This window comes from Pseudomonas sp. R2-7-07 (assembly GCF_003852355.1).
Classification (GTDB): Bacteria; Pseudomonadota; Gammaproteobacteria; order Pseudomonadales; family Pseudomonadaceae; genus Aquipseudomonas.
Window position 1 is genome coordinate 122,501 of the sequence record NZ_CP027759.1, and the last position, 13,499, is coordinate 135,999.

A 13,499-nucleotide genomic window follows, 5' to 3' on the forward strand; every position below is an offset into this window, starting at 1 on the left:
CAGAAAACCGATCGTAGTCCGGATCGCAGTCTGCAACTCGACTGCGTGAAGTCGGAATCGCTAGTAATCGCGAATCAGAATGTCGCGGTGAATACGTTCCCGGGCCTTGTACACACCGCCCGTCACACCATGGGAGTGGGTTGCACCAGAAGTAGCTAGTCTAACCTTCGGGAGGACGGTTACCACGGTGTGATTCATGACTGGGGTGAAGTCGTAACAAGGTAGCCGTAGGGGAACCTGCGGCTGGATCACCTCCTTAATCGACGACATCAGCTGCTCCATAAGTTCCCACACGAATTGCTTGATTCATTGAAGAAGACGATAGAAGCAGCTTTAAGCTCCAAGCTGATAGCTCTTAGCTAATCAGTTGCGCTCGAAATTGGGTCTGTAGCTCAGTTGGTTAGAGCGCACCCCTGATAAGGGTGAGGTCGGCAGTTCGAATCTGCCCAGACCCACCAATTTTGTTATGGGGCCATAGCTCAGCTGGGAGAGCGCCTGCCTTGCACGCAGGAGGTCAACGGTTCGATCCCGTTTGGCTCCACCATTAACTGTTTCTGCTGTTAGAGTTTAGAAATGAGTATTCCGCTGTGAATATTGATTTCTAGTCTTTGATTAGATCGTTCTTTAAAAATTTGGGTATGTGATAGAAAGATAGACTGGACGTTACTTTCACTGGTAACGGCTCAGGCTAAGGTAAAATTTGTGAGTCGCTCTTAATTGAGTATGATCGAATTTTCGGCGAATGTTGTCTTCACAGTATAACCAGATTGCTTGGGGTTATATGGTCAAGTGAAGAAGCGCATACGGTGGATGCCTTGGCAGTCAGAGGCGATGAAAGACGTGGTAGCCTGCGAAAAGCTTCGGGGAGTCGGCAAACAGACTTTGATCCGGAGATGTCTGAATGGGGGAACCCAGCCATCATAAGATGGTTACCTTACACTGAATACATAGGTGTATGGAGCGAACCAGGGGAACTGAAACATCTAAGTACCCTGAGGAAAAGAAATCAACCGAGATTCCCTTAGTAGTGGCGAGCGAACGGGGACTAGCCCTTAAGTGGCTTTGAGATTAGCGGAGCGCTCTGGAAAGTGCGGCCATAGTGGGTGATAGCCCTGTACGCGAAAATCTCTTAGTCATGAAATCGAGTAGGACGGAGCACGAGAAACTTTGTCTGAATATGGGGGGACCATCCTCCAAGGCTAAATACTACTGACTGACCGATAGTGAACTAGTACCGTGAGGGAAAGGCGAAAAGAACCCCGGAGAGGGGAGTGAAATAGATCCTGAAACCGTATGCGTACAAGCAGTGGGAGCCTACTTTGTTAGGTGACTGCGTACCTTTTGTATAATGGGTCAGCGACTTATTTTCAGTGGCGAGCTTAACCGAATAGGGGAGGCGTAGCGAAAGCGAGTCTTAATAGGGCGTCTAGTCGCTGGGAATAGACCCGAAACCGGGCGATCTATCCATGGGCAGGTTGAAGGTTGGGTAACACTAACTGGAGGACCGAACCGACTACCGTTGAAAAGTTAGCGGATGACCTGTGGATCGGAGTGAAAGGCTAATCAAGCTCGGAGATAGCTGGTTCTCCTCGAAAGCTATTTAGGTAGCGCCTCATGTATCACTGTAGGGGGTAGAGCACTGTTTCGGCTAGGGGGTCATCCCGACTTACCAAACCGATGCAAACTCCGAATACCTACAAGTGCCGAGCATGGGAGACACACGGCGGGTGCTAACGTCCGTCGTGAAAAGGGAAACAACCCAGACCGTCAGCTAAGGTCCCAAAGTTATGGTTAAGTGGGAAACGATGTGGGAAGGCTTAGACAGCTAGGAGGTTGGCTTAGAAGCAGCCACCCTTTAAAGAAAGCGTAATAGCTCACTAGTCGAGTCGGCCTGCGCGGAAGATGTAACGGGGCTCAAACCATACACCGAAGCTACGGGTATCACGTAAGTGATGCGGTAGAGGAGCGTTCTGTAAGCCTGTGAAGGTGAGTTGAGAAGCTTGCTGGAGGTATCAGAAGTGCGAATGCTGACATGAGTAACGACAATGGGTGTGAAAAACACCCACGCCGAAAGACCAAGGTTTCCTGCGCAACGTTAATCGACGCAGGGTTAGTCGGTCCCTAAGGCGAGGCTGAAAAGCGTAGTCGATGGAAAACAGGTTAATATTCCTGTACTTCTGGTTATTGCGATGGAGGGACGGAGAAGGCTAGGCCAGCTTGGCGTTGGTTGTCCAAGTTTAAGGTGGTAGGCTGAGATCTTAGGTAAATCCGGGATCTTAAGGCCGAGAGCTGATGACGAGTTGTCTTTTAGACGACGAAGTGGTTGATGCCATGCTTCCAAGAAAAGCTTCTAAGCTTCAGGTAACCAGGAACCGTACCCCAAACCGACACAGGTGGTTGGGTAGAGAATACCAAGGCGCTTGAGAGAACTCGGGTGAAGGAACTAGGCAAAATGGCACCGTAACTTCGGGAGAAGGTGCGCCGGTGAGGGTGAAGGACTTGCTCCGTAAGCTCATGCCGGTCGAAGATACCAGGCCGCTGCGACTGTTTATTAAAAACACAGCACTCTGCAAACACGAAAGTGGACGTATAGGGTGTGACGCCTGCCCGGTGCCGGAAGGTTAATTGATGGGGTTAGCTAACGCGAAGCTCTTGATCGAAGCCCCGGTAAACGGCGGCCGTAACTATAACGGTCCTAAGGTAGCGAAATTCCTTGTCGGGTAAGTTCCGACCTGCACGAATGGCGTAACGATGGCGGCGCTGTCTCCACCCGAGACTCAGTGAAATTGAAATCGCTGTGAAGATGCAGTGTATCCGCGGCTAGACGGAAAGACCCCGTGAACCTTTACTATAGCTTTGCACTGGACTTTGAATTTGCTTGTGTAGGATAGGTGGGAGGCTTTGAAGCGTGGACGCCAGTTCGCGTGGAGCCAACCTTGAAATACCACCCTGGCAACTTTGAGGTTCTAACTCAGGTCCGTTATCCGGATCGAGGACAGTGTATGGTGGGTAGTTTGACTGGGGCGGTCTCCTCCTAAAGAGTAACGGAGGAGTACGAAGGTGCGCTCAGACCGGTCGGAAATCGGTCGTAGAGTATAAAGGCAAAAGCGCGCTTGACTGCGAGACAGACACGTCGAGCAGGTACGAAAGTAGGTCTTAGTGATCCGGTGGTTCTGTATGGAAGGGCCATCGCTCAACGGATAAAAGGTACTCCGGGGATAACAGGCTGATACCGCCCAAGAGTTCATATCGACGGCGGTGTTTGGCACCTCGATGTCGGCTCATCACATCCTGGGGCTGAAGCCGGTCCCAAGGGTATGGCTGTTCGCCATTTAAAGTGGTACGCGAGCTGGGTTTAGAACGTCGTGAGACAGTTCGGTCCCTATCTGCCGTGGACGTTTGAGATTTGAGAGGGGCTGCTCCTAGTACGAGAGGACCGGAGTGGACGAACCTCTGGTGTTCCGGTTGTCACGCCAGTGGCATTGCCGGGTAGCTATGTTCGGAATAGATAACCGCTGAAAGCATCTAAGCGGGAAACTAGCCTCAAGATGAGATCTCACTGGGACCTTGAGTCCCCTGAAGGGCCGTCGAAGACTACGACGTTGATAGGTTGGGTGTGTAAGCGCTGTGAGGCGTTGAGCTAACCAATACTAATTGCCCGTGAGGCTTGACCATATAACACCCAAGCAATTTGACTACTCGAAAGAGCATCAGATTGCGGTGTGTGAAGACGCAATGAACCGAAAGTTCGAGGCTCACAAAACACCGACTTCTATCCCATACCCAATTTGCTGAAGCGAGGCCACATGGCCACGACTCAGTACCCGAATTTCTTGACGACCATAGAGCATTGGAACCACCTGATCCCATCCCGAACTCAGTAGTGAAACGATGCATCGCCGATGGTAGTGTGGGGTTTCCCCATGTGAGAGTAGGTCATCGTCAAGATTAAATTCCAGAACCCCTGTTTGCGTACGCAGACAGGGGTTTTGTTTATGTAGAAGTCCATGAATTTCACCGGTACGTTGCTAGCGCAACGATCTGGTACACAGAATTTCTTGACGACCATAGAGCATTGGAACCACCTGATCCCATCCCGAACTCAGCAGTGAAACGATGCATCGCCGATGGTAGTGTGGGGTTTCCCCATGTGAGAGTAGGTCATCGTCAAGATTGAATTCCGAAACCCCTGTCTGCTCACGCAGACAGGGGTTTTGTCGTTTAGGGCTCTAAGTGGCTGATAGTCGACTGTGCTCATACCGCCTGTCGTTCTCTTACGCTAAAAGCGGAAGATTCACACAAATCTCTAAGTTTTATCGATTTCTAGCCGAAAGCCTGACGAGCCATGCGTGCACCGAAACAGAGCGGTCGCAGAGTCCGCCTATCGCGATACATGGAATGTTCCACTCGGCACGCTCACCCCCCTTTGGCAAAAGAAGTCGATGAAATGAATCTCAAGTTCAGTCATAAAATTCTGTTGGCTGCGTCAGGCGTCGTGGTTTTGGCCTTCGCGCTATTCACGTTCTACAACGATTACCTGCAGCGCAACACGATCAGGCAGAACCTGGCGTCCTCCATCCAGCAATCCGGAGAGCTTACCGCCAGCAGTGTGCAGAACTGGCTCAGCGGCCGCATCCTGGTTCTCGAGAGCCTGGCACAAAACGTTGCCCATCAAGGCAGCGCCGCCGACCTACCCGGCTTGGTCGATCAACCGGCGCTCACCTCCAACTTCCAGTTCACCTACGTTGGCCAAATCAATGGAGTGTTCACCCAGCGCCCCGACGCGAAGATGCCCGAAGGCTATGACCCACGTCAGCGCCCTTGGTACAAGCAAGCCGTAGCAGCCGACAAAACCATGCTTACCCCGCCTTATATGGCGGCTGTAGGCGGCCAGATCGTGACGATCGCCATGCCGGTGAAGAAGAACGGAGAGTTGTTGGGCGTTGTGGGTGGCGACTTGAGCCTGCAAACCTTGGTAAAGATCATCAACTCGGTGGATTTTGGCGGTATTGGCCATGCATTCCTGGTCAGTGGTGATGGCCAGGTCATCGTCAGTCCTGACCAGGACCAGGTGATGAAAAACCTCAAGGATATCTACCCGGGCACCCAGGTGCGCATCGAGAAGGTTAACCAGGAGGTTGTCCTCAATGGACAAGACCGAATCCTGTCCTTTACACCAATCAACGGGTTGCCGGGGGCTGACTGGTACATCGGTTTGTCTATCGACAAAGATAAAGCCTATGCAGCACTGGGTAAATTTCGCACTTCAGCGTTGATCGCAATGCTCATCGCCGTGGTGGCGATTGCCGTACTGTTGAGTGTGCTGATTCAGGTGTTGTTGCGTCCGCTGACCACCATGGGCGTTGCCATGCAGGACATTGCCCAAGGCGAGGGTGATCTGACCCGCCGCCTCGACGTGACCAGCAAAGATGAGTTCGGCGAAGTCGGAAGCGCATTCAATCAGTTTGTCGAGCGGATCCACGCCTCGATTTCCGAAGTGTCCTCGGCCACCCGCCAGGTGCATGACCTGTCCCAGCGCGTAATGGCCTCGTCCAACGCGTCGATCATCGGCTCCGATGAACAAAGTGCACGTACCAACAGCGTGGCTGCCGCTATTAACGAGCTGGGTGCCGCCACCCAGGAAATCGCACGTAACGCCGCTGATGCCTCGCAGCATGCCAGCGGTGCCAGTGAGCAAGCTGATGATGGGCGCAAAGTGGTCGAGCAAACCATCCAGGCGATGTCGGAACTGTCGCAGAAAATCAGCCTGTCCTGTACCCAGATCGAAACCCTTAACGCCAGCACCGACAACATCGGACACATTCTCGATGTGATCAAGGGCATCTCCCAGCAGACCAACTTACTTGCGCTTAACGCGGCAATCGAAGCTGCCCGTGCCGGCGAAGCAGGGCGTGGGTTTGCCGTGGTGGCGGATGAAGTGCGTAACCTGGCTCACCGTACCCAGGAATCGGCAGAAGAGATCCACAAAATGATCACTTCGCTGCAAGTGGGTTCGCGTGAAGCCGTGACCACCATGAACGCCAGCCAGGTCTCCAGCGAAGAAAGCGTTGAAGTGGCTAACCAAGCCGGCGAGCGTCTGGTCAGCGTGACACAGCGAATCGTTGAGATCGACGGCATGAACCAATCGGTCGCCGCTGCCACCGAGGAGCAAACGGCGGTGGTTGAAACCCTCAATGTCGACATCAACCAGATCAACCTGCTGAACCAGCAAGGCGTGGCCAATCTCAACGAGACGCTCAAGGACTGCGATGCGCTGTCCCAGCAGGCCAGTCGATTGAAGCAATTGGTCGATAGCTTCAAGATCTGATCCTCGCTGTATCGGAGCGAGGCCTCGCTCCGATACTGCCGAGCAACTTCAATGCGGGCCCAAAACCGCTCAGAGAAAGCCGATGGCCCTGAGGTAGTCACAGCCCTTGCGTAACAGTGCGGGGCTCTTTGGCGGATACTGTGTGCCCATTTGTTCCAGGCCCCACTGCGCGTTGCTGTAATGGATCATCGACGTGTCGCCGATGTCTTCACCCAACCCATCAAGGTAAAAGCCCAGTACGCCGAACAACGCATTGTCGTGGCGCACTGTGCGCAACGCCCTTTGCCAATGTTGAAGGCTTATCCGTTCGAAGGTGTGTCCGGCCTGGCTGAATGCATCAAGGTACTGGTCCCAGCTCAAAGGCTGAGGATTGTGCAGGTTGAAGACGTTTCGCCCAGGCACAAAACGCGCGCTGTGAAACGCGATGAAGCGCGCCAGGAAGTCCACCGGCATCAGGTCGAAATTGCCCTCCATTCGAGGAACCCTGCCCAACTGCAGTGACCCCTTGAGCATCAACATCAACCGATTTTTATGGGGTTGGCAGACACCGTTGCGGCTGTTGAAACTGATATTCCCGGGCCGATGAATATTCACCCATGCCCCTTGCTCGACTGCACGCCCCAACAACCGCTCGGCCACCCACTTCGAGAGGTTGTAGCCGTTTTTTACATAGAGTGGCAACGCGCGGCTTGCGGGTGCTTCGAGCACATACCCATCAGTGTCGAGGCGACTGCAGGCCGACAGCGTTGAAATGAAATTGAAAACTTTCTTACAGTGGGTCTCGCAAAGGCGCAGGCATTCAAACATCGGTTCGACGTTGTCGTTGGCCAGTGCTATGTAGTCCATCACATGGTTGACCTGCGCCGCATTGTGCACCAGCACACCATGATTGCGGGCGAGGTGGTCGTACGCCTCTGCAGACAGACCCAGGCGGGGTTGGCGCAGGTCGGCGGCATATACCTGCACTCGGCTCAGGTCCAGCTGTTCCAGGCGGTATTCGCGCAACGCCTGAGAGAATCGGTCCGCCGCCGACTGGCCTGGGAGCGTCCGGACCAGGCACGCTACCTCCTGCGCCCCACCCGCCAGCAAGGCCTGGACGATGTGCACGCCGACAAAGCTGTTCGCCCCTGTGACAATCGCCTTGCGTGGATCCCCGGCGCGGGCCTCGGGCAGCACCTCAAGCGCCAAGGCTCGGGACGCATCTTTTTCCATCTGGCTGAACGATGTATTCGGCAGCGCTGCGCCCTCCATCTGCAAGGCCAGCGTACGAATCGTCGGCGCTTCAAAAAATTGGCTCAAGGAGAGGCTGCGGCCAAACTGCTCGCGCAGGCGCAGCAACAAGGTGGACAGCAGGATCGAATGGCCGCCCAGGTTGAAAAAGCTGTCGTCGATCGACACGTCACCGGCAGGCAACCCTAACAACTCCCCCCACAGGTCTACCAACTGCGCCTGGACTGGCGTGAGCGTGCTGCAACGCGTCATCTCCTGGGCGCGGGTAATCGGCGTCTCCCGCAACGCCTTGCGATCGATCTTGCCGTTGCTCGAAGCGGGCAGGCTCGGCAGCTCGCTCCAGGCGACAGGTTGCATATGCTCAGGCAGCCACTGCCGTGCGTGCTCCTTCAGGCTGGCCAGCGTGGCGCCGGGTTCGGGCTGGGCCGCAAAGCCGATGATTCTATGCGTCTGATCAATCACCACTGCCACTTGGCGAAACAACCGACTGCTGCGCAGGCAGTGCTCGATCTCCTGAGGTTCGACCCGAAAACCGCGGATCTTGACCTGGTCATCCCGCCGGCCGCCCAACTCGATACCGTCTTGCGTCCATTTCGCCAGGTCGCCGCTGCGGTACGCCTGCAGCCATTGCCCGTCGGGCAACGTCAGCTTGATGAACGGGGAGTCGGCCTGCGGTGGTCCGTTCATATAGCCCAGGCTCACGCCCGGTCCTGCGAGGTACAGATCGCCCATCACCTGCTCGTCCACCGGTTGCAGGTGCTCGTCCAGGATCAAGACCTGGCTGTTGGCGATGGGCAGGCCGATATTGCGATTGCTATCACCGAGCCGAAACGTTCGATGGGTTGCCAATACCGTGGCTTCGGTGGGGCCATAGAGGTTGTGAAACTGGCATTGGCCGGCCATTCGCTCGATCACGTAGGGTTCGCAAAAGTCGCCGCCGGTGAGCAGGTGTGCGAGGCCCAGCGGCTGTTCCAGCGGCAAGATGCCGAGCAGTGCCGGTGGCAAGAAAGCATGAGTGACGCGTTGCAGGCGAATCAGCTCGACCAATTGTCGGGGATCGTGACGTTGTTCTGCGCTGGGGACAATCAACGCTGCGCCCGCGATCAAGGCGGGAAAAATATCGATCAGTGATGAGTCAAAGCTCAGCGGCGAAAATTGCAGAACGCGACTCTTATCGTCCAGCGCCACACAGGTACCGAGCCAGGCCGTGAAATGCGCCAGATTATGTTGGCTGAGCAGCACACCCTTGGGTTGCCCCGTGGTGCCAGAGGTGAAAAGCGCCATGCACGGCGCATCGGCGTGGGGACGATGGCGCATCAGCGGCTGTGTGGAGTCGATGCTGTGTGGGGTGAGCGTACTGACATCAAGTGAAACGTACTTATCCCGCAACGGGTGCAGGCCATTTTCCAGTAATACGCCTGCACCTGCGCTTGTCAGCATGCTGTGCTGGCGTTTTACCGGATGGTCCGGAGACAGCGGCAAATACACCGCGCCACAGCCCAGCACCGCCAGAATGCTTGCGTAAAGCTCGGTAGATTTCTCCAGGCACACACCCACCACCGGTGTTTCAATGCCCTCCAACAGGGGCAGCAGGTGTTGCTGAATCGCCACGGCTTTTTCCTGAAGCTGGCGATAAGTCACCCTGCGCCCCGCAATATTCAGCGCTGTACGATCGGCGAAGGCATTCAGGCTGGCCTGCAACCGTTCGATCATGGGCGCCTGTGCCGCCCGCAGCAGTGCCGGATCGGCTGTACGGTTGAATCGATGCATGAACGCCAGTGACTCCAGTCCTCGCAAGCCCTGTTCGGGCAAGGTGCCCGGGTTGGCCGTTGCACAGAAATAACCAGGGTCTCTCGAGAATCCGCTGACCAATGACCCTACCCACTCCACCAGAGCGTGCGCCGCACGACGACGCAGGCGCTGGCCGTTGCCGCTGGGCTCCTCGGCGACTTCGTGCACGGCCAACAGGCGCCGATCACGGTCATAGCAGCGAAACTGAAGTGCGGGTAACCCAGTTTCGGACACGGGGCCGATGCCCAGGCGCAGGCTCATCCATGGCGCATCGGTGGATAAGGCTGACGGTGACTGGCTGCCGTCCTCAATCACCAGGTCGACCGACCCCGCCCCCGCGATATGCCCGTATTGTTCCAGAACCTGCTTGAGGGCCCCCAGTGCTTCACTGGCACCGCCCCATTCAATCGTCAAGCGCCTCATGCCAGCCTCCCCGCCGCGGGCAGGTAGTCGTCCAGTGCGCGTGCCACGCTTGGGGTGTGCAGCACGCCGCTGTGGTGCAGGAAGCTCATGATGTTGCCCATCAACGGGTGTTGGCGGGTGATAGGAAAATCCAACGCAACGATTTCATCCTGCAGCGCCAAACGAATATCGGTACTGACATCCAGGTGTTCGATCAACTGCAGGTCGAAGCCTTTCTGTATGTCGTTGGTCAGGTAATGGGCCAGAAAGGTCGGGAGCACGCCGGCAATGCTGTCGCGGTCTTGCGCGCTTGCCGACTGCCAGTAGATACGCATTAACTGTGTCCAGAACTGTGCGTGGCGCCCTTCATCGAATAGGTGATCGGCCATCAAGCCGCGTACGGACGACTTGATACTGTCGTCCTTGGAAAAGGCCGCCACATCATGGGTGACGGTGTTTTCGGCGATGGCCACGACAATCAACTCGACGGCATCGTGCAGGTGCTCCGGTGCCTGCGCCTGCGCGGCCGGCAAGGCGCGGCTCAGTTCGATCTGCCCCGGCAGGTCCAGGGGCTCGATACCGGTCAACGCCACGGCTTGCTGCAGGAAGTCCAGTGCCACCAATGCGTGGTAATCCTCATCCACCACGACGGTCATTGCATCGTAGCGGCAGGCGAGGGGGAGGGGCAGCGAGAAGCGATTCTTGGCAATACGGCGGGCAAGCTTATCGACGATCTCGGTTTCGAAAACCACGATGTCATGGATGAATCGATAAAAGCTTTGCGTCAGCACAAAGTCGCGGCATTGCGAGCAGCGCTCGAGAAAGGTCGCACTCAGTACAAGGGGTTGGCGGCTCAGGGGATAGATCAGTTTGCCGTCGTTTTCCAACATGCGGCGCGGGCGTGTGCGGATGGTTGCGCGCCGCTCCCAGTCTTCGGCAAAGGAGTGATAGCCGGTGGCGCTCATGGGTTTACCTCATGCATTGAGGCGTGTACATCGTCCCAGAAGGTCATGCGGCTTTCCAGGGCACCGAAGGCAGCGCTATCGGCTTGTCGCTGGCGAGTCGGGTCTGCGCCGATCAAATGCTGGAGCACCTGCTCCGCCGCCGGGCCGTGCTCCTGGCTATCCAACTCGATATGACGGTTGAGGTAGTGACACAAGATGGGTGCCTGACGAGCAATCAAGGGGCTGCTGCACAGAAGGCGCTCGAACATCGATGCAATGACGCCTTCACGACCATGCAGGAAGGCCGCCGCGACGCAGTGGGTGGGGGCGCTGAGTGCGATCTGCCATGTGCTGTCGACAAAGCGCGGCACACCGGGGGGCGCACCGATCATTCGCAGCGCTGCGCTGACCTCTACACCCTGGTGTTGCAGGTCAATGAAACGTGCGATGACACGGGTATTGGCGCCCACCTCCGCCATGGCCTCCAGGTACAGCTCAAAGTGACTGCAATGGCCCCGCGTCGGATGTTCGTCCGACTCCTCGCCCAGCACGATTTCATTGATCAGGCGTGCGGCCTGCGGATTGGCCGGCGGGAGCCAGGGTATTTGGGTGCAAGTAAGATCCTGCTGCAGGCGTTTGGTCAGGGTCATGAAGTCCCAAACCGCAAATACATGGCTTTCCATAAAGTGTTGTAATTTGCTAAGAGAAGTTATTTCTGCAAATAACGGATGACTGCACAGTTGAAGTTTCTTTTTTTCAAGCAAATGATGATGCATGGTTGACGCCTATGAAGTTGTTGCGACTGCTCTAGTTGCAGTGATGGATTTTGTAGTTGTTAGTTGGAAGATTAGCGTTAAGGCGCGCCCACGCGAGGAACGCTGGCTCAATACGCGGACGGCAATTGCGAGGTTTTTGGGTGGGTCGCTGATAATAAGCTGATTAAACGTTTGGATGAGCTTGTGAATGTATTAAATAGTTTTGCGAACAAAAACTTCCCGAAGAAATACTTGTTTGAAGTGTGAGAGATTTCCTTATATGACGCCGATTTGAATAAGGCTTGCCGGTTTGTTCACGTTGTATCAACGCGGGACGCTTCCTGATAAGGAACGGTACCCCGCGATGCACAGGCTCAAAAACGGTAGGAGCCCCTTATAACGCGGCTGTTCTATTCGCAGTTTCGAGGCTATTGAGGTATCTATTGATGACCTCCATGCCTCGCATCAAGTGATTACGCAGTGTCAGGATGCTTTCGTCGATTTTCTTCTGCACCACCAGGTTGAGCAGTTCGCGGTGATCCTCCTGTGACGTCTCGCCCAGTCCCATCGCCTCGAGGTTGAAGCGCAGAAACCGCTCCTCTTCATTCAGCCCATGCTCCACCAATTTGAGCAGGCGATGGTTAGGCGCCTTGCCATACAGGATCATGTGAAACAGGCGATTGAGGCGACCGATCTCGCTGTAGTCTTTCTCGCATTCCAGCGCAGTGATACAGGCCTCTGCCTCGGCGATGTCCGATTCAGTGAGCAATGGGATCGACAAGCGCAAGGCTTCGGACTCCAATAGCATGCGCAGGGCATAGGTCTCAGCCGAATTGTCCTCGATCAAGGGCGCAACCACAGCGCCTTTGTGGGTCACCACATGCAGCAGGGATTGTGCCTCCAGCTGGCGCAAAGCTTCGCGCACCGGCATACGGCTGACGCCGAACAGGCTGGCGAGTTCTTGCTGGCGCATAGCAGTGCCACAGGGCAATCGGCCATCGAGAATGGCGTTACGCAACGTTTCTTCAATAACGGCGCGGGCAAGATGAGCAGGAATAGGTCCGCTGACCTTGATACTGCTTAAAGGGTTCGGCTTCTGCGTCACGGTTACGCTACCCTCCTTTTGAATAATAGAGTGTGTTTATTGGATCCAATGAACACTAGAGATGGGCCAGGTACTTGTCAAACAGCCAGAGTTTCCGTTTGTAAGGGCCCACAGCGTGTATTTTGTACGTCCCACAGGAGGCGGTTATAAACTCGCTCCACCGATGAATGATCGCACTGTGCCATTGTTTTTTGTGAGACGAAGCTTCACCATCCCTTGAAATTCCGTCTCTTTTCATGGACTGAACGCCTTGGCGGTAAGTTTTATTCCCTATCGAGTTTTTTGCTGGCTCTTATCAGCGATCTTATTGGCCGGCCTGATGCTCGGCGGGCTGCATGCCGATTGGGATTTCTCGCAGATCAGCCGCAAGGCCAGCGCCTTGTACGGGCCGTTGGGCGAGGGCCAGCAACGTATTGACGCGTGGCAGCGGCTGCTGAGCACCGAAAAACAGGTCAGCGAGCAAGACCAGCTCAAGGTCGTCAACGTGTTCTTCAACAAACAAATGACCTACGTGGAAGACATCGATCTCTGGCGTGCGGTCGACTATTGGGAGACACCCATCGAAGCACTCTGGAAGGGCGCCGGTGACTGTGAAGACTACGCCATCGCCAAGTATTTCAGTTTGCGTCATCTGGGCGTGTCCAGCGATAAATTGCGCATTACCTACGTCAAGGCCTTGCGTCAGAATCGTGCGCACATGGTCCTGACCTACTATTCGACCCCCGACGCGATCCCGTTGGTGCTCGACAGCCTGATGGACGACATTCTGCCGGCAACCCGCCGTACCGATTTGATCCCGGTGTATTCATTCAACGCCGAGGGGCTGTATCTGCCTGGCGCCAAGGGCAACAAGAAAGTCGGCGATACCAAACGCTTGTCGCGCTGGCAGGATGTGTTGAGAAAAATGCGTGCGGAAGGCTTCCCAGCCGAGCCTGCCAACTAGG

General features: G+C 55.6%; 6 protein-coding genes, 2 tRNA genes and 4 rRNA genes (1 of these 12 cut by a window edge). 8 read left to right on the forward strand and 4 right to left on the reverse strand.

All coding sequences use genetic code 11. The features are described from left to right. The 7 genes from C4J86_RS00585 to C4J86_RS00615 form a co-directional block, all read left to right on the forward strand. Positions 1-259 (forward strand): 16S ribosomal RNA (locus C4J86_RS00585) (it extends 1,278 nt beyond the left edge of the window). 122 nt (positions 260-381) lie between these two features. Further along, a tRNA-Ile gene (locus C4J86_RS00590) sits at positions 382-458 on the forward strand. Positions 459-468: 10 nt separating this feature from the next. Next, a tRNA-Ala gene (locus tag C4J86_RS00595) sits at positions 469-544 on the forward strand. Between the two features lie 239 nt (positions 545-783). Further along, positions 784-3,675, forward strand: a 23S ribosomal RNA gene (locus C4J86_RS00600). Positions 3,676-3,832: 157 nt separating this feature from the next. Beyond that, positions 3,833-3,948: ribosomal RNA gene (rrf, locus tag C4J86_RS00605) — 5S ribosomal RNA — on the forward strand. Between the two features lie 109 nt (positions 3,949-4,057). After that, a 5S ribosomal RNA gene (gene rrf, locus C4J86_RS00610) occupies positions 4,058-4,173 on the forward strand. The 16S, 23S and 5S rRNA genes sit together here with 2 tRNA genes alongside, the layout of an rRNA operon. Before the next feature lie 274 nt (positions 4,174-4,447). Continuing rightward, positions 4,448-6,328: a methyl-accepting chemotaxis protein gene (locus tag C4J86_RS00615; protein ID WP_124360674.1), complete on the forward strand. Its 1,881-nt coding sequence runs from the start codon at positions 4,448-4,450 to the stop codon at positions 6,326-6,328. A 69-nt stretch (positions 6,329-6,397) separates the two neighbouring features. Here C4J86_RS00615 and C4J86_RS00620 read toward each other — a convergent pair whose 3' ends face one another. The 4 genes from C4J86_RS00620 to C4J86_RS00635 form a co-directional block, all read right to left on the reverse strand. Continuing rightward, on the reverse strand, positions 6,398-9,772 hold the full coding sequence (locus C4J86_RS00620) for an amino acid adenylation domain-containing protein (RefSeq protein ID WP_124369110.1): 3,375 nt from the start codon (positions 9,770-9,772) through the stop codon (positions 6,398-6,400). Further along, positions 9,769-10,716, reverse strand: a complete 948-nt coding sequence (locus C4J86_RS00625) for a diiron oxygenase (RefSeq protein ID WP_124369111.1) — start codon at positions 10,714-10,716, stop codon at positions 9,769-9,771. Before C4J86_RS00625 ends, C4J86_RS00620 begins: the two co-directional genes overlap by 4 nt. After that, entirely contained in the window at positions 10,713-11,471 is a 759-nt protein-coding gene (locus tag C4J86_RS00630) for a DUF3050 domain-containing protein (RefSeq protein ID WP_124369112.1), read from the reverse strand. The genes C4J86_RS00625 and C4J86_RS00630 overlap by 4 nt, the downstream gene beginning before the upstream one ends. A 373-nt stretch (positions 11,472-11,844) precedes the next feature. Continuing rightward, complete coding sequence (locus C4J86_RS00635; RefSeq protein ID WP_124369113.1) at positions 11,845-12,555, reverse strand: GntR family transcriptional regulator; 711 nt, start codon at positions 12,553-12,555, stop codon at positions 11,845-11,847. 250 nt (positions 12,556-12,805) lie between these two features. On the opposite strand from C4J86_RS00635, the gene lapG reads away from it, so the two are divergent. Beyond that, positions 12,806-13,498, forward strand: a complete 693-nt coding sequence (gene lapG / locus C4J86_RS00640) for a cysteine protease LapG (RefSeq protein WP_124360679.1) — start codon at positions 12,806-12,808, stop codon at positions 13,496-13,498. The last annotated feature ends 1 nt before the right edge of the window (position 13,499 follow it).

Bases quoted from the DNA above. Each gene is read 5' to 3' on its own strand.
- C4J86_RS00615 (WP_124360674.1), top strand. From the start codon at position 4,448: ATGAATCTCAAGTTCAGTCATAAAATTCTGTTGGCTGCGTCAGGCGTC.
- C4J86_RS00620 (WP_124369110.1), bottom strand. From the start codon at position 9,772: ATGAGGCGCTTGACGATTGAATGGGGCGGTGCCAGTGAAGCACTGGGG.
- C4J86_RS00630 (WP_124369112.1), bottom strand. From the start codon at position 11,471: ATGCATCATCATTTGCTTGAAAAAAAGAAACTTCAACTGTGCAGTCAT.
- C4J86_RS00625 (WP_124369111.1), bottom strand. From the start codon at position 10,716: ATGAGCGCCACCGGCTATCACTCCTTTGCCGAAGACTGGGAGCGGCGC.